We start from the raw sequence: 16411 nt of genomic DNA on the forward strand, positions 1-16411 counted from the left end.
AGCCGGCCCGCGCGCTCGACGTTCTCGAGCAGCGCCCCGGACGCCTTCGGGTAGTCCAGCTGCGCGAGGTAGTGCGGTATGTGCGCGACGAAGCCCATCGCGTCGTGGCCCCACTCCCCGAGCCGGACCTCCAGCAGCGCCTGGGCGCTGCTCGGGATCCGGAGCTCGCCGCGCCACGGGCTGTCGGCGGTGATCAGGTCGGGGTTGTTCGCGTGGTGCGTGATCGCGATCGGCCGGGTGTGCGGCACCGCCATCGGGACCGCGCCCATGCTGACCACCCGGGTCACGCCGAAGCGCTCGACGACCTCGCGGACCGCACGGGCGAAGGCCTCCCACCGGTTGTCCGGCTCCGGGCCCTGCAGCAGGAGGTACGGCGTGCCGCCGCTGTCGCGCAGGAGGCGGACCACGAGCCGGGGCGCGTCGTACGCCTCGTAGTGGTCGCGCACGAACGACATCGCCGGACGCCGGGCTCGGTAGTCGTGGAACTGGTCGACGTCGAAGGTCGCGACCACGGGGGCGTGCCCGTCGCCGAGCCCGAGGAGGTGCTCGACCGCCAGCCCGGCGGCGTTGCCCGCGTCGAGGAATCCGTCGAGGACCAGCACCATCGTCAAGCTCCCCTGTTGACGGGCTTCGTCGAGCTCGGGCACGTCGTCGACGATGTGCACGAGCCGGGGTTCCTGGGACACGGGCGGTCCTTCCTTGGGCGTTGCCGTGCAGCGATGGAGCGCCGGGTGAGCGGCGCCTCTGCTCCCACGATATTCCCCCCGCCGTCGCTCGCCACACCGACCGGCCGTCGGGTGACGACACCCACACCACAGATGTGCACACGGCTTTGTTACCGCGGGGTAACCTGAGCCCGGAATCACCCCCGCTTGCTCCGCCTGGAGCCCCGAAGGAGAACTGGTGCCCCGACAGCTGCGAGAGGTCGTCTTCGTCGACGGCGTACGCACCCCGTTCGGCAAGGCCAAGGGTCAGTACGCCGAGACCCGCGCCGACGACCTCGTCATCAAGTGCATCACCGACCTGATGCGCCGCAACCCGTCCCTGCCGCCCGAGCGCGTCGACGAGGTCGCGCTCGCGGCCACGACCCAGATCGGCGACCAGGGCCTCACCCTCGGCCGCACCGCCGCCCTGCTCTCCGGCCTGCCGCAGAGCGTCCCCGGCTACTCCATCGACCGCATGTGCGCCGGCGCGATGACGGCAGTCACCAACGTCGCGTCGGGCATCGCCTTCGGTGCCTACGACGTCGCGATCGCCGGCGGCGTCGAGCACATGGGGCGCCACCCGATGGGCGAGGGCGTCGATCCCAATCCGCGCATCCTGTCCGAGCGGATCGTCAACCCCGACGCCCTCGTGATGGGCAAGACGGCCGAGAACCTGCACGACCGGTTCCCCACGATCACCAAGCAGCGCGTCGACGCGTACGCCGTCCGCAGCCAGCAGAAGACCAAGGCCGCCTACGACAACGGCCTGATCCAGCCCGACCTCGTGCCCGTCGCGACCCGCTCCGCCGACGCCGGCTGGGGTCTCGCCACGATGGACGAGCCGATGCGCCCCGAGACGACCCTCGAGTCGCTCGCGAGCCTGAAGACCCCGTTCCGCTCGCACGGCAACGTCACCGCGGGCAACGCCGCCGGCATCAACGACGGCGCCACCGCCGCCCTGCTCGCCGACGAGGAGACCGCGCGCGAGCTCGGCCTGCCCGTGAAGATGCGCCTGGTCACCTACGCCTTCGTCGGCGTCGAGCCCGAGGTCATGGGCGCAGGCCCGATCCCCGCCACCGAGAAGGCGCTGCGCCTGGCGGGCCTCACCATCGACGACATCGGTGCCTTCGAGGTCAACGAGGCCTTCGCTGTGCAGGTGCTGGCCTTCCTCGAGCACTACGGCATCGCCGACGACGACCCCCGGGTGAACCCCTACGGCGGCGCGATCGCGATGGGCCACCCGCTGGCCTCGTCCGGCGTACGCCTGATGAACCAGCTCGCCCGCGCGTTCGAGGCGCAGCCCGACGTCCGCTACGGCCTCACCACCATGTGCATCGGCATCGGCATGGGCGGCACCGTGATCTGGGAGAACCCCCACTACACCGGCGACTCGGACGGAGACACCAAGTGAGCACCACCCCTGACTCCAGCATCTTCGAGCGCGCCCGGGCGATCGTCTCGGACGCCGAGCGCGTCACCCAGGCCCACCTGCGCAGGGTCTCCCTGCCGGGTGCGACCTTCGGGTTGATCACCCTCGACAACGGCGAGGACCACACCAAGCCCAACACGTTCGGCCCGGGCTCGCTCCTGGCGCTGAACGCCGCGATCGACGAGGCCCTGGCCGACGAGACGATCGACGCTCTCGCGGTGACCGGCAAGCCGTTCATCCTCGCGGCCGGCGCGGACCTCACGTCCATCCAGGGCGGCGGCCCCGACGCCGTACGCATCGTCGCCGAGCTCGGCCACGCGGTCTTCCGCAAGCTGGGCGAGGGCGGCAAGCCGTCGTTCGGCTTCATCAACGGCCTGGCGCTCGGTGGCGGGCTCGAGGTGGCGCTGCACTGCACCTACCGCACCGTCATGGACTCCGCCCCCGCGCTGGGCCTCCCCGAGGTCATGCTCGGGCTCGTCCCCGGCTGGGGCGGCGCATGGCTCGTGCCCCACCTCGTCGGGGCCGACAAGGCCGTGACGCTGATCCTCGAGAACCCGCTCAACCAGGGCAAGACCCTGGGCGGGCAGGCGGCGTACGACTTCGGTCTGGCCGACGCGGTCTTCAACGGTGCCGACTACCTCGAGCAGTCGCTGCTCTGGGCGGCCTCGGTGCTGCGCGGTGAGGTCGTCGTCGAGCGTCCCGAGGTGGACCGCGGCGAGGCATGGGACGCGGCGATCACGCGCGCCCAGGGCATCGTCGCGTCGAGGACCGGTGGCGGCTCCCCCGCCGCGGCCAAGGCGGTCGAGCTGATCGCCGCGGCTCGCGACTCCGACCGCGACGCCGGGTTCGCCGCCGAGGACGACGCACTCCACGCGCTGTCGCAGACGGCCGAGCTGCTCGCCTCCCTCTACTCCTTCGACCTGGTGCAGAAGCGGGCCAAGCGGCCCGCCGGCGCACCCGACAAGGCGCTGGCGCGACCGGTCACCAAGGTCGGCATCGTGGGCGCGGGGCTGATGGCCAGCCAGCTCGCGCTGCTCTTCGTACGCCGCCTCGAGGTGCCGGTCGTGCTGACCGACCTCGACCAGGAGCGGGCCGACAAGGGCGTGGCCTACGTGCACGCCGAGATCGACAAGCTGCTCGCCAAGGGCCGGATCAACCAGGACAAGGCCAACCGGCACAAGGCGCTGGTGTCGGGCGAGACCCACAAGCAGGTCGCCTTCGGCGACGCCGACTTCGTGATCGAGGCCGTCTTCGAGGAGATGGCGGTCAAGAAGACCGTCTTCGCGGACGTGGAGAAGGTGGTCTCGCCCACGTGCGTGCTGGCCACCAACACCTCCTCGCTGTCGATCACCGAGATGGCCGGAGACCTCGAGCACCCGGAGCGGGTCGTGGGCTTCCACTTCTTCAACCCGGTCGCGGTGATGCCGCTGCTGGAGATCGTCCGGGGTGACGCCACCGACGACGCCACGCTGGCGACGGCCTTCGCCACCAGTCGGGCGCTGAAGAAGACGAGCATCCTGGTCAAGGACAGCCCGTCGTTCATCGTCAATCGGCTCCTCGGTCGCTTCATGAGCGAGGTCGGCCGGATCGTCGACGAGGGCACGCCGGTCGAGGTGGCCGACAACGCGTTTGCCGGCATCGCCCCGATGCCGCCGTTCGTGCTGCTGTCGCTGGTCGGCCCGGCCATCGCGCTGCACAACAACGAGACGCTGAAGCGCGCGTTCCCCGACCGCTTCTACGTCTCCCCCGCCCTCGAGCGGATCGTCGCGGCGAAGAAGGGGTCCTACTACGGCCCCGTCGGCACGATCGACCCCGAGGTCGAGGCGCTGCTGGAGAAGCCGTCCGACCCGGTGGTCCTCACCGCCGAGCAGGTCCGCGAGAAGACGCTCTCCGGCCTCGCCGAGGAGGCTCGGCTGATGCTCGACGAGGGCGTCGTCGCCGCTCCGCAGGACATCGACCTCGCGATGATCACCGGCGCCGGCTTCTCCTTCTGGAACGGCGGGCTGACCTTCATGCTCGACGTCGCCGGAGTCTCCGAGAAGGTGAGCGGCAAGCGCTTCCACTGATCGGCCGCTGACACTGGGGCGGTGGTCCAGCCACATTCCGTACGCCGGAAGTGTGGCTGGGCCACCGCCCCCTCTGCGTGTCCGGGCCGGTCGACGTACCGAGACGCGCGCAAGGCCCGCCGAGCTGACGCTTGTGCCCGCGAAAGACCGCCGAGCTGACGCTTGTGCACACGCTGTCCGTGCACAAGCGTCAGCTCGGCACCTCGCGCATGCGCACAAGCGTCAGCTCGCGTCGTCCCGCACCGTCCCGGCGAGCTCGCCGCGGCCGAGCCGGCTGTGCGAGCGGCCGTAGGCGAAGTAGACGACCAGGCCGATCGCCATCCAGACCCCGAAGCGGACCCAGGTCTCGCCGATGAGGTTGAGCATCAGGTAGAAGCACAGGAGCACGGACAAGGTGGCGACCACCGACACCGCCGGCGTACGGAAGGCGCGCGGCAGGTCGGGGCGGGTGCGGCGCAGGATCAGCACGCCGACGCTGACCAGCACGAAGGCGAAGAGCGTGCCGATGCTGACGAGGTCGCCGAGGGTGGCGAAGTCCACGAACCCCGACAGCAGGGCGACGCCGATCCCGGTGATCGCGGTGAGCCGGTAGGGCGTGCCGAAGGTGGGGTGCACCTTGGCCAGCGACGTGGGCAGCAGGCCGTCGCGGGCCATCGCGAAGGCGACGCGGGTCTGGCCCATCATCAAGATGAGCACGACGACCGTCAGTCCGATCGTGGCACCGACGGAGATGACGTTGCCGATCCACTCCACCCCCGCCTTGTCGAAGGCGGTCGCGAGTGGCGCGGCGTCGTTGGAGTCGATGTCCTTGTAGGACTGCATGCCGGTGATCACGAGGCAGACGGCGATGTAGAGCACGGTGACGATCGCGAGCGAGCCGAGGATGCCGATCGGCACGTCGCGCTGCGGGTTCTTGGTCTCCTCGGCCGTCGTCGCGACCACGTCGAACCCGATGAAGGCGAAGAAGACGATCGCCGCGCCGGCGATCACGCCGCCGATGCCGAAGACGGCCGGCTCGAGGCCGAAGATCGACGTGATCAGCGGCGACTTCCAGAAGCCGCCCTCGGCGCCGCCGGTCGGCTGGCTGGGCGGGATGAACGGCGTGTAGTTGGCGGTCTTGATGTAGCCGACGCCCATCACGAGCACGAGGGCGACGACGCCCAGCTTGATCGCGACGATGACCTGGTTGATCCGGCTGGAGAGCTTGATGCCGCCGATCAGCACGGCCGCGACGAGCAGCGAGATCAGCACGGCGGGCAGGTTGACGATGCCGTCGCCGGCCGAGGCGAGGGACGCGGGGACCTCGAGCGGCGTACCCTCCAGGACGTTCTGGAGGTAGCCCGAGAACCCGGCCGCCAGCGCCGAGGCGCCGACGGTGAACTCCAGCACCAGGTCCCAGCCGATGATCCACGCGATGAGCTCACCGAAGGTCGCGTAGGAGAACGTGTACGCGCTGCCCGCGACCGGGACGGTGGAGGCGAACTCGGCGTAGCAGAGCGCGGCGAGCGCGCAGGCGAGTCCGGCGATGAGGAACGACAGCGCGATGGCGGGGCCGGCGTTGGTCGCCGCCACCAGGCCGGTGTAGACGAAGATGCCCGCGCCGATGATGACGCCGACACCGAAGATGGTGAGGTCGAGCGCGCCGAGGTTCTTCTTGAGGCGGTGCTCGGGCTCCTCCGTCTCGGCGATCGACTGCTCCACGGACTTGGTGCGGAAGAGATCCATCCGAGCAACCTAGGGCGGGCGCACAGCTACCGTCGAGTCAGGTCATGCGGTGTGATCGACGTCGACCAGCGCGAGGCCCTGGTCGAGCGCGGCGACGTCCTCGGTGACCTCGCGGGCGATGGTCTCGGCGTCGAGGCCGAGCCGCGCCAGGATGGCATCGCGCTTGGCGTGGTCGAGGAACTCCTGCGGGATGCCGTGCAGGCGGAACGGCGTGCTGACGCCGGCGTCGTTGAGCGTCTGCAGCAGGGTCGCCCCGCACCCGCCGATGCGGCCGTTGTCCTCGACGCTGACCACGAGCCGGTGGTCACGCGCGAGCTCGACGACGGCCGGGTCGACCGGCTTGACCCAGCGCGGGTCGACGACGGTCACGCCGATGCCCTGCGCGGTGAGCCGCGCGGCCACGTCGACGGCGGTCGTGCACATCGACCCCACGGCCACGATGAGCACGTCCTGCCCGCCCTCGCGCACCAGCAGGTCGGCGTCGCCGATGCGGCCGATAGCGGGCACGTCCGCGGGCGGTGGGCCCTTGGGGAACCGCACCACGGTGGGGGCGTCGTCGACCTGGACGGCCTCGTCGAGGAGCTCGTGGAGGCGGGTCACGTCGCGCGGCGCCGCAAGGCGCAGGCCAGGAACCACCTGGAGGATCGACATGTCCCACATGCCGTTGTGGCTGGCTCCGTCGTCACCGGTGACGCCGGAGCGGTCGAGCACGAAGGTCACGCCGCACCGGTGCAGCGCGACGTCCATCAGGACCTGGTCGAAGGCACGGTTGAGGAAGGTGGCGTAGACCGCGAAGACGGGGTGCAACCCGCCCATGGCCAGGCCGGCGGCGGAGGTGACGGCGTGCTGCTCGGCGATGCCGACGTCGAAGGTGCGCTCGGGGAACTTCTGGGCGAAGACGTCGAGGCCGACGGGGTGCATCATCGCAGCGGTGATCGCGACGACGTCCTCACGCCGCTCCCCGAGGTCGACGATCGCCTCGGAGAAGTGGTCGGTCCAGATCTTGCCCTTGGGCTTCTCGGCGCCGGTCTGCACGTCGAACGGACCGGGTGCGTGGAACTGGTCGGCCTCGTGCCGCAGCGCCGGGTCGTAGCCCTGGCCCTTGCGGGTGATCGCGTGCACGATCACCGGGCCGCCGAAGCGCTTGGCGTTGGCCAGGGCCTGCTCCATGGCGGCGCGGTCGTGGCCGTCGACCGGGCCGACGTACTTCAGACCGAGGTCCTCGAACAGGCCCTGCGGGGCCAGCGCGTCCTTCATGCCCTTCTTGACCGCGTGCAGCGCGTCGTAGGCCGCGTGGCCCACGCCGGGCACCTGGTTGAGCCGCTTCTTGACCAGGTCGAGGACCTGCTCGTAGCGCGGGTTGGTGCGCAGCGAGGTGAGCGCGGTCGCGAGGCCGCCGATCGTCGGGGTGTAAGACCGCTCGTTGTCGTTGACCACGATCACCAGGCGGCTCGACCGCGCGATCGCGATGTTGTTGAGCGCCTCCCAGGCCATGCCGCCGGTCAGCGCGCCGTCACCGATGACGGCGACCACGTGCCGGTCCTCGCCGCGGATGGCGTACGCCTTGGCGAGCCCGTCGGCGTACGACAGCGAGGTGGACGCGTGGGAGTTCTCCACGATGTCGTGGTCGGACTCGGCCCGGCTGGGGTAGCCGCTGACGCCGCCTTCCTTGCGCAGGGTGCCGAAGTCGCCGTGCCGGCCGGTGACGAGCTTGTGGACGTAGGACTGGTGGCCGGTGTCGAAGACGACGCGGTCGTGCGGGGAGTCGAAGACCCGGTGGATGGCGAGCGTCAGTTCGACCACGCCGAGGTTGGGACCGAGGTGTCCGGAGTTGGTCGCGACGGTGCGGATCATGACGTCGCGGATCTCGGCGGCCAGCTCGTCGAGCTGCTCCGCCGACAGACCACGGAGGTCGCGGGGAGAGGCGATCGAGTCGAGGTGTCCCATGGCGGCGAGTCTATTTCATGCCAGGTCGTGGACCGCCACCGACGGCTCGTGCAGGCTGCCCATCCAGACCCGGCCGCCGTGCTCCCGGACGCCGGTCACCATGTGGTAGCCCGGCCCCGTGGCGGGGGGCGCGAGGTCGAGGTCGTGCACCAGTCGGCCGTCGTCGGCGAAGGCCTGCACCCGGATGGTGTTCTTCGGCTTGGGCTGGAGCGCCTCGGGGATCCTCGTCACGGCCTTGCGCACGAACATCGGCGCGGACCCGAGCCGCTCGACCAGCGGGTCGACCGGGCTGGCCACGGTCACCCAGATCAGTCCGTCGCTGCCGCGGCTGATGTTGTCGGGATAGCCGGGGAGGTCCTCGGCGAGGAGGTCGCGCTCACCCGCCCGCGGGCCGGTGAGCCACAGCCGTACGACGGTGCGTGCGCGGGTCTCCGCGACGCAGACGAAGGACTCGTCGGCCGCCAGCGCGACCCCGTTGGCGAAGGCCAGTCCGTCGAGGACCACCGTCACGGTGCCGTCGGGGTCGCGCCGCGCCAGGCGTCCCGTGCGGGTGTCCTGCACGAAGTCGTCCTTCCACCGCGCGACGCCGTAGTGCCGGGAGGAGTCGCTGAACCAGATGGTGCCGTCGGCCGCGACGGCGGCGTTGTTGCAGAACTTCATCGCCGCGCCCTCGAGCCGGTCCAGCAGCACCTCGACCTCACCGGAGGTCCGGGAGACCCTGAGCAGGCCACGCTCGGCGTCGCAGACGAGCAGGTGGCCGTCACCGAGGAGCTCGATGCCGAGCGGCCGGCCGCCGGTGTCGGCGATCCGGCGGGTGCTCCCGGTCGCCGGGTCGAGTGCCCACAGGGCGCCGTCCTCGGTGCCGGTGAGGACGACGCCCTCGGGCGAGACGACGACGTCCTCGGCCCCCATCGAGGGGACGGGGTGCACGGTGAGGGTCATGGGCGCTCCTGGTGGGTGAATGAGACGTACGTCGGTGAGTCGAGGAAGGCGGGAACGATGTCGGCCGCCGCCGAGGTGAGGTCCAGGCCCCGCGCGACGGCGGCCTCGACGAAGACGATCCGGCGGCCCTCGCGGCAGTCGATGTCGGCGTCGGTCAGGTCGCTGGCCGCGGCGAAGACCCGGTTGAGGTCCCAGGTGCCGTGCGCGGCCCGGTGGTCGACGACGAACTCCCCGAAGAGGTCCAGCGTGCCCGGCGCCAGCCGCACACCGGTCTCCTCCTCGAGCTCGCGGTAGGCAGCCGTCTCGAAGTCCTCACCGGGCTCCACGTGGCCACCCGACAGTCCCCACTTCTCGGGATCGATCGAGGGGTGCTCGTCGCGCTCCTGCAGGAGGATCCTGCCGTCGCGGTCGACCAGGACGACGTTGGCGAAGGTGCGGCTGCCCGGCGCGGGCACGAACGGGTGGGCCTCGATCCACGCGACCAGCGCCGGCGCGACCAGCGTGGTGGAGCGCACGAGGTCGGTGTCGGGGAGCGCCTCGGGGTCGACGAAGACCATCTGTCGCCCCTCGTGGCACTCGACGTCGCGGTCGCTGAGCGTCGTACGGGCGACGAAGGCATGGAAGCGGAAGGTGCCGCGGTCGGGAGTGACCAGCTCGAAGGCACCCAGGTCGGTGAGGTCGTCGGCCGCGAGGACCACGCCGGTCTCCTCGGCCAGCTCGCGGCGCGCCCCGTCGACCGGCTCCTCGCCGTCCTCGAGCCCACCGCCGGGGAAGCACCACATCTCCGGCCACACGGGCGCGTGCTCGTCGCGTTCCTGCATCAGCACCCGCCCGCGTGGGTCGACGAGGGTCACCTGCACGAAGTCGGTGCGGACGTCCGCGATGCGGTGCATCCGGCGACCCTAGCCCTCACATCCGGACGCGGTAGCGACGGCCCCGCAGCGCCTCCTCGACCAGCCCCACCTCGCGGCGTACGCCGAGCAGCCGGGCGTCCTCGAGCCGGAAGGTCTGCACCGCCGCCTCGACGACCGCCTCGTCGGCGACGTCGCGCAGGTCGCCGCGGATCTCGCTCAGGCCACGCCGGGTGGCCAGCTGCTGGGCCTCGACGTGCAGCACGGCGAACCGCGCGAGCACGACGACGTGGCGGCGCAGGCCGGCGAAGCGACGGTAGTCGGCCGGGCAGAGGTCGAGCAGCCAGCTCGCGGCCGTCACCTCCCAGTCCGGCGCGTCCGGCGGCCGCACCTGCTGGGGCCAGCCCGGCGGCGCGACCCCGCGGTGCCCGGGCGGAGGCGTCGGGCGCCGGGGCGGCTGCGGGACCGGGAACATCGCACCAGTGTATCGAACACGTGTTCGATCAGGGGCGGTCAGGAGATGCCGAGCGCGGCCTCGATGTCGGCCAGCCGCGGGTCGCGCAGCCCGGTGGAGTCGTGGCGCCACCAGACGTCCGGATAGACCACGCGGCCGGTCATCCAGTCCGGCTGCTCGGCCAACGGCACCACCTGGAACGCGGGAGCCGGCACCCGCGGTGTGGGTGCCTCGAAGCCGTACGACGACGCCGGCTCGAAGCCGCGCGCGCCGTAGAAGGCCGGGTCCCCCTCGAGGAACATCATCGGCCGGCCCAGGTCCCGTGCCGCCTCGACGGCGGCCGCCACCAGTGCCGTGCCGATCCCGACGCCCTGATGCTCCGGCGACGTGCTCAGCGGCGACAGCATGCAGGCGTCGACCAGCTCGCGCCGGGCGTCGATCCAGCAGTGGCTCACCCCGACGTGGCCGACGACCTCACCGCCCACCACGGCGACCCGCTCCGCCAGCAGGTGCTCGCCGGCGCGCACCTCGGCCCACAGGTCGGCGACCTGGTCGCCGTGGCCCGCCTCGTCGGCGCCGAAGGCCGCACGGATGACCCGGAGCACGGCGTCGGCCTAGTCCGGCCCGGCGGGTCGGAGCAGGAGGTCGTGGCTCACCGGATCAGCCCTTCAGGAAGGACCAGCGCACCTCGCGTCGGTCGTTGTCGACGTTGAGGTCCACGAGGCAGATGCTCTGCCACGTGCCGAGCGCGAGCCGCCCGCCGATCACCGGGACGGTGCAGTGCGGCGGCACGATCGCCGGCATCACGTGCGAGCGGCCGTGGCCGGCGGACCCGTGCCGGTGCCGCCAGCGGTCGTCGCCCGGAAGCAGCTCGGCCAGAGCGGTCAGCAGGTCGTCGTCGGAGCCGGCGCCGGTCTCGATGATCGCGAGGCCGGCGGTGGCGTGGGGGACGAAGACCTGCAGCAGGCCGTCACCGCGGTCGGCCACGAAGTCCGCGGCGTCGCGCGTCAGGTCGAGCACGACCTCCTCACCACCCGTGCGATAGGTCCGGGTCTCGCTGTGCACGTCGTACGTCCCTTCGATCGGCTCCGCGCCACGCTATCGCCCGACGCGCTCACGCAGCCCGGCGGCGAGCCCGATGATCGTCGCGGCGTCGAAGAGGCCTCCGAGTGACGCGGCCACGCGGCGGTGGCGGACGGGCCCCAGGCGCAGGCGCAGGTGCACACGGGTCCCGTTCGACGGGGCGGGCGTGAGGTGGAGGCACCAGGTCAGGTCGGTCCGCCCGCGGCGCGAGGTGTAGAGGAGCAGGCTCGGTGCCTCGACCGCCGCGACGGTGAACGTCGCCTCCGCCCCACCCCAGTCCGGGATCACGTCGCCGAGGGGGTGCTCCAGCAGGCGCGGCTCGATGCGGCGCAGCGCACGCCGGGAGGACGGCACGAACCGCTCGACCGTGCGAGGGAGGTACCACCCCGCGCGCCGCTTGCCGAGCTGCACCAGCCACGGCCACACGGCGTCCGGCGGCGCGGGCAGGTCGAAGCCGCGGTCCATCACCACGTCCGCCCGCACCATGTCGTCACCGGGGAGTGCGGCGAGCCGCTCGTCGTCTGTCGCCCGCGCGAAGTCCACGACCTGTGTCTACACCCGCCCCGGCAGGATGGGCGCCCCGTCGATGCGAGTGCGCCTGGGACCCGGCACGGACATCGAGCTGGCCGTCGCGGGCGGCGAGGCCCGGGTGACGTCGTCCAAGGCCGACCGGGTCCACCACCTCCCGGTCGGCTGACGGGTCGGACCTCAGTCGCCGTTCAGCGCCTGCTCGATCCGCTCCACCTTGGCCGTCAGCTGCCCGTCGTACCCGGGACGGATGTCCGCCTTGAGCACCAGCCCCACGCGCGGGGACACCTCGGCCACGACGTCGACGGCCCGCTTGACCACGGCCATCACCTCGTCCCACTCCCCCTCGATGTTGGTGAACATCGCGTTGGTCTCGTGGGGCAGCCCGGACTCCCGGACGACACGTACGGCGGCGGCGACCGCATCGGTCACCGAGCCCGTCGGGTCACTGGACACGGGCGAGAGCGAGAAGGCGACGATCATGCGACCACGGTAGCGACGGAGGTGCCCACCTGTTCGGGTGGAGCACCCCATCCGGACCCGTGCCTACGTTCGAAGGACCACTGAACGGCCCCGATCACGGGGCCACGAGGAAGGGACACCACGTGACTGACATCACCGCAAGCTCCGGCCTGCTCAGCACGACCAAGGTCCACGTCGAGGACTCGGGCGGCAGCGGTCGACCCGTCGTCCTGATCCACGGCTGGCCGCTGTCCGGCGAGTCGTGGAGCGAGCAGGTCGGCCCACTCAGCGCCGCCGGCTACCGCGTCGTCGCCTACGACCGGCGCGGCTTCGGCCGCAGCGACAAGCCGTCGAAGGGCTACGACTACGACACCCTCGCCGACGACCTCGACGGCGTCCTGTCCGAGCTCGAGCTCACCGACGTGACCCTCGTCGGGTTCTCGATGGGAGGCGGCGAGGTCGCCCGCTACATCGCTCGTCACGGTCAGGACCGGCTGCACTCGGTCGTCTTCGCAGCCGCCGTGCCGCCGTACCTGCTGAAGTCCGAGGACAACCCGGACGGCCCCCTCACCGAGGAGGCCGCAGCCGAGATGACCGAGGGCCTGACGTCGGACCGCACGGTGTTCTTCGACGGCTTCACGACGGACTTCTTCTCGGCCAAGGGCGAGCTCAAGGTCACCGAGGAGCAACGGCAGGACGCCATCGCGCTCTGCCACCAGAGCGACCAGACGGCCGCGCTGGGCTGCATGGAGGCCTTCGGCACGACCGACTTCCGTGACGACCTCACCAAGGTCACCGTCCCGACGCTCGTCATCCACGGTGACAGCGACGCGATCGTCCCCTTCGAGGGCTCCGGCAAGCGGACCCACGAGGCGATCGCCGGCTCCGACCTGGTCGTCGTCCAGGACGCGCCGCACGGCTTCAACGTGAGCCACGCCGCGGAGTTCAACTCCGCGCTGCTCGAGTTCCTGGGTCGCTGATCCGGCAGCGCTGAGCCGCAGGGCTGCCGGGGGTCAGGCGTTGGTGCCATCCTCCGGCAGCCCGCCCTGCGGGTCGGGCGTGCCTCCCTGGCAGCTGACGCCGAACTCCGGCGCGGTGTGCCCGTCGCCGTACTCCTCGAGGAAGAGCCCCAGGCGCTCGTCGTCCGCACCGTCGAGCTGCAGCTGGGTGCCCCACACGGTGACCACGACCGGCGAGGGCAGGCCCTCGCGGGGCGACATGATCCCGTTGTCCGGCAGCTCGGCCGCCAGCGCCTCGACGTCGTCCGCCGAGAGGCCCGGGTCGTGGGTGATCCAGACCGTGCCGTGCTCGAGGTCGTGCACCGCGTTCTCGTCGCGCACCGGCTCGTCGTACACCCCGCAGGCCAGCCAGATCGGGGCGTGCGGACCACCGGCCGGCGGGTTCTGGGGATAGTCGACGTCGGCCGTGGTGTGCGTCCGGTCCGTGATGTCCCACGTCTCGACCAGGGTCAGGTCCAGGGCGCGCTGCGCCTCCTCATCGCCCCGGAGCGCCCGGTCCACCAGGGGTGCCACGAGCGCGGCTCCCAGCAGGAGGACGGCGCCGACGGTCGCGAGCACCAGCGGCAGCCGGCTGGAGCGCGGGGCCGCCTCGACGGTCCCGACCGGCTCCGGCAGCGTGCCGTCGTGGCGCTCGTCGGACCACTCGCCGGGCGCCTCGCGGTCCGGCGTCGGCTCCTCGGCGGTGTCCTGGTCGCTCACGGCGTCAGGCTACCGACGGGACGGCAACGCTCCGACCGGTGCCTGCGGCAGACGGCCGCCGTCCCCACCGTTGGTGGGGTCGACGGCCGCCTGGACCCGCGTGATGAGCTCGCGCAGGGTCAGCCCTTGAGCAGGTTGCGCAGGACGTACTGCATGATCCCGCCGTTGCGGTAGTAGTTCGCCTCGCCGGGGGTGTCGATGCGGACCGTGGCCTCGAACTCGCTGGTCTCGCCGAAGGACTGGTCGGTGCCCGGAGCCGGCTCGACCTTCACCGTGACCGTCTTGGGCGTGGTGCCGTCGTTGAGCTTGGCGATGCCCGAGATGCTGATGATCTCGGCACCCGTCAGGCCGAGGTCGTCGGCGGTCTTGCCCTCGGGGAACTGCAGCGGGATGACGCCCATGCCGATGAGGTTCGAGCGGTGGATGCGCTCGTAGGACCCGGCGATGACGGCCTTCACCCCGAGCAGCGCGGTGCCCTTGGCGGCCCAGTCGCGCGACGAGCCCGAGCCGTACTCCTTGCCCGCGAGGACGACCAGCGGGGTCCCGGCGGCCTGGTAGTGCTCGCTCGCCTCGAAGACGCTGGTGACCTCGCCGTCGGCGGTGAAGTCGCGCGTCACACCACCCTCGGTGCCCGGAGCGAGCTGGTTGCGCAGGCGGATGTTGGCGAACGTGCCGCGGATCATGACCTCGTGGTTGCCGCGGCGCGAGCCGTACGAGTTGAAGTCGCGCTGCTCGACGCCGCGCTCGGCGAGGTAGCGACCCGCCGGGCTGTCCTTCTTGATGGCACCGGCGGGGCTGATGTGGTCGGTCGTGACCGAGTCACCCAGCTTGAGCAGCACGCGGGCGCCGACGATGTCGGTGACCGGCTCCGGCTCGTCGGGCATCCCGTCGAAGTAGGGAGGCCGGCGGACGTAGGTCGACTGCTCGTCCCACTCGAAGGTGTTGCCCTCGGGTGTGGACAGCGACCGCCAGCGCTCGTCGCCCTTGAAGACGTCCTCGTAGGAGGAGGTGAACATGTCGGAGGTGATCGCCCGGGCGATCGTCTCCTCGACCTCGTGCGGGCTCGGCCAGATGTCGCGGAGGAAGACGTCGTTGCCGTCTGAGTCCTGGCCGAGCGGGTCCTCGAAGAGGTCGACGTCCATCGAGCCGGCGAGCGCGTAGGCGACCACCAGCGGCGGTGAGGCCAGGTAGTTCATCTTCACGTCGGGGTTGATGCGGCCCTCGAAGTTGCGGTTGCCCGACAGCACGGACACCACCGCCAGGTCGGCCTCGTTGACGGCGGCGGAGACCTCGGGGATGAGCGGGCCGGAGTTGCCGATGCAGGTCGTGCAGCCGTAGCCGACGAGGTTGAAGCCGAGCTTGTCGAGGTACGGCGTCAGGCCGGAGCGGTCGTAGTAGTCCGAGACGACCTTGGAGCCGGGGGCGAGCGAGGTCTTGACCCACGGCTTGCGGGACAGGCCCTTCTCGACCGCGTTCTTGGCCAGCAGCGCCGCGCCGATCATCACCGACGGGTTGGAGGTGTTGGTGCACGAGGTGATCGCGGCGATCACGACCGCGCCGTGGTCGATCTCGACGTCCTGGCCGTCGAGCGACACCGAGGTCGGCTTGCTCCGGCGTCCCGCACCCTTGGGGGCGTCGACGTGCACGGGCGCGCCGTTGCCGCCGGCGTGGCTCGGCGCGTCGGAGGCCGGGAAGGACTCCTCGACGGCCTCGTCGTAGCCGGTGGCCTCCGCAGCGTCGTCCGGGTCGTCGTCACCCTCGGTGACGTAGTCAGCGAGAGCAGCGCGGAAGGACTCCTTCGCAGCCGTGACCTCGACGCGGTCCTGCGGGCGCTTCGGGCCAGCGAGCGACGGGACAACCGTGGACACGTCGAGCTCGAGGCGCTCGCTGTAGCGGGGCTCGGCGCTCGGGTCGTGCCAGAGGCCCTGCTCCTTGGCGTACGCCTCGACGAGCGCGAGCTGCTCCTCCGCGCGGCCGGTGAGGCGGAGGTAGTCGATGGTCTGCTCGTCGATCGGGAAGACGGCGATCGTCGAGCCGAACTCCGGGCTCATGTTGCCGATCGTGGCGCGGTTGGCCAGCGGCAGCGCCGAGACGCCCTCGCCGTAGAACTCGACGAACTTGCCGACCACGCCGTGCTCGCGGAGCATCTCGGTGATCGTCAGCACGAGGTCGGTGGCCGTGGAGCCCTCGGGGAGCTCGCCGGACAGCTTGAAGCCGACCACGCGCGGGATCAGCATGGAGACGGGCTGGCCGAGCATCGCGGCCTCGGCCTCGATGCCGCCGACGCCCCAGCCGACCACGCCGATGCCGTTGACCATCGTGGTGTGGGAGTCGGTGCCCACGCAGGTGTCGGGGTAGGCGACACCGTCGCGCACCATGACCACGCGCGCGAGGTGCTCGATGTTGACCTGGTGCACGATGCCGGTGCCGGGCGGGACGACCTTGAAGTCGTCGAAGGCGCCCTGGCCCCAGCGCAGGAACTGGTAGCGCTCGCGGTTGCGC

At 71.4% G+C, this 16411-nt stretch carries 15 protein-coding genes; 3 read left to right on the forward strand and 12 right to left on the reverse strand.

Annotation, left to right across the window (positions count from 1 at the left end; all coding sequences use genetic code 11):
• Nucleotides 1–686 (reverse strand): PAC2 family protein (locus JWN97_RS13635; protein WP_297623429.1); only part of this gene is annotated, 686 nt, incomplete at its 3' end.
• Nucleotides 687–903: 217 nt separating this feature from the next.
• Here JWN97_RS13635 and JWN97_RS13640 point away from each other — a divergent pair.
• Both JWN97_RS13640 and JWN97_RS13645 read left to right on the forward strand, forming a co-directional pair.
• On the forward strand, nucleotides 904–2115 hold the full coding sequence (locus JWN97_RS13640) for a thiolase family protein (RefSeq protein WP_297623432.1): 1212 nt from the start codon (nucleotides 904–906) through the stop codon (nucleotides 2113–2115).
• Nucleotides 2112–4199, forward strand: a complete 2088-nt coding sequence (locus JWN97_RS13645) for a 3-hydroxyacyl-CoA dehydrogenase NAD-binding domain-containing protein (RefSeq protein ID WP_297623435.1) — start codon at nucleotides 2112–2114, stop codon at nucleotides 4197–4199. The genes JWN97_RS13640 and JWN97_RS13645 overlap by 4 nt, the downstream gene beginning before the upstream one ends.
• 222 nt (nucleotides 4200–4421) lie before the next feature.
• Here JWN97_RS13645 and JWN97_RS13650 read toward each other — a convergent pair whose 3' ends face one another.
• The 9 genes from JWN97_RS13650 to JWN97_RS13690 all read right to left on the reverse strand — a co-directional run bounded on the left by JWN97_RS13650 (nucleotide 4422) and on the right by JWN97_RS13690 (nucleotide 12212).
• Nucleotides 4422–5924, reverse strand: a complete 1503-nt coding sequence (locus JWN97_RS13650) for an amino acid permease (protein WP_297623438.1) — start codon at nucleotides 5922–5924, stop codon at nucleotides 4422–4424.
• A 42-nt stretch (nucleotides 5925–5966) separates the two neighbouring features.
• A complete protein-coding gene (gene dxs, locus JWN97_RS13655; RefSeq protein ID WP_297623440.1) occupies nucleotides 5967–7871 on the reverse strand; it encodes a 1-deoxy-D-xylulose-5-phosphate synthase in 1905 nt (634 codons plus the stop codon).
• A gap of 15 nt (nucleotides 7872–7886) precedes the next feature.
• Entirely contained in the window at nucleotides 7887–8813 is a 927-nt protein-coding gene (locus JWN97_RS13660; protein ID WP_297623442.1) for an SMP-30/gluconolactonase/LRE family protein, read from the reverse strand.
• Nucleotides 8810–9706 (reverse strand): NUDIX domain-containing protein, encoded by an 897-nt coding sequence (locus tag JWN97_RS13665; RefSeq protein ID WP_297623444.1) that lies wholly within the window; start codon nucleotides 9704–9706, stop codon nucleotides 8810–8812. The genes JWN97_RS13660 and JWN97_RS13665 overlap by 4 nt, the downstream gene beginning before the upstream one ends.
• Before the next feature lie 16 nt (nucleotides 9707–9722).
• Entirely contained in the window at nucleotides 9723–10139 is a 417-nt protein-coding gene (locus tag JWN97_RS13670; protein WP_297623447.1) for a hypothetical protein, read from the reverse strand.
• A 38-nt stretch (nucleotides 10140–10177) separates the two neighbouring features.
• Nucleotides 10178–10723, reverse strand: a complete 546-nt coding sequence (locus JWN97_RS13675) for a GNAT family N-acetyltransferase (protein ID WP_297623449.1) — start codon at nucleotides 10721–10723, stop codon at nucleotides 10178–10180.
• Between the two features lie 55 nt (nucleotides 10724–10778).
• Nucleotides 10779–11183, reverse strand: a complete 405-nt coding sequence (locus tag JWN97_RS13680) for a YjbQ family protein (RefSeq protein WP_297623452.1) — start codon at nucleotides 11181–11183, stop codon at nucleotides 10779–10781.
• Between the two features lie 33 nt (nucleotides 11184–11216).
• A complete protein-coding gene (locus JWN97_RS13685) occupies nucleotides 11217–11744 on the reverse strand; it encodes a hypothetical protein (protein WP_297623455.1) in 528 nt (175 codons plus the stop codon).
• A gap of 165 nt (nucleotides 11745–11909) precedes the next feature.
• On the reverse strand, nucleotides 11910–12212 hold the full coding sequence (locus tag JWN97_RS13690) for a thiamine-binding protein (RefSeq protein WP_297623458.1): 303 nt from the start codon (nucleotides 12210–12212) through the stop codon (nucleotides 11910–11912).
• 122 nt (nucleotides 12213–12334) lie between these two features.
• Here JWN97_RS13690 and JWN97_RS13695 point away from each other — a divergent pair, with 122 nt between their 5' ends.
• On the forward strand, nucleotides 12335–13171 hold the full coding sequence (locus tag JWN97_RS13695; protein ID WP_297623461.1) for an alpha/beta hydrolase: 837 nt from the start codon (nucleotides 12335–12337) through the stop codon (nucleotides 13169–13171).
• Nucleotides 13172–13204: 33 nt separating this feature from the next.
• On the opposite strand, the gene JWN97_RS13700 is transcribed toward JWN97_RS13695, so the two are convergent.
• Both JWN97_RS13700 and JWN97_RS13705 read right to left on the reverse strand, forming a co-directional pair.
• Nucleotides 13205–13909 carry a DUF3105 domain-containing protein gene (locus JWN97_RS13700; RefSeq protein ID WP_297623464.1) on the reverse strand — a complete coding sequence of 235 codons (705 nt, stop codon included), beginning with the start codon at nucleotides 13907–13909 and terminating at the stop codon, nucleotides 13205–13207.
• Nucleotides 13910–14028: 119 nt separating this feature from the next.
• Nucleotides 14029–16411 (reverse strand): aconitate hydratase (locus JWN97_RS13705; protein ID WP_297623466.1); only part of this gene is annotated, 2383 nt, incomplete at its 5' end.

The sequence above is a fragment of the Nocardioides sp. genome (genome assembly GCF_025965415.1).
GTDB lineage: Bacteria > Actinomycetota > Actinomycetes > Propionibacteriales > Nocardioidaceae > Nocardioides.

Coding starts and splice junctions, on each gene's coding strand:
- JWN97_RS13650 (WP_297623438.1), bottom strand. CDS start 5,924: ATGGATCTCTTCCGCACCAAGTCCGTGGAGCAGTCGATCGCCGAGACG.
- JWN97_RS13665 (WP_297623444.1), bottom strand. CDS start 9,706: ATGCACCGCATCGCGGACGTCCGCACCGACTTCGTGCAGGTGACCCTC.
- JWN97_RS13690 (WP_297623458.1), bottom strand. CDS start 12,212: ATGATCGTCGCCTTCTCGCTCTCGCCCGTGTCCAGTGACCCGACGGGC.
- JWN97_RS13670 (WP_297623447.1), bottom strand. CDS start 10,139: ATGTTCCCGGTCCCGCAGCCGCCCCGGCGCCCGACGCCTCCGCCCGGG.
- JWN97_RS13660 (WP_297623442.1), bottom strand. CDS start 8,813: ATGACCCTCACCGTGCACCCCGTCCCCTCGATGGGGGCCGAGGACGTC.
- dxs (WP_297623440.1), bottom strand. CDS start 7,871: ATGGGACACCTCGACTCGATCGCCTCTCCCCGCGACCTCCGTGGTCTG.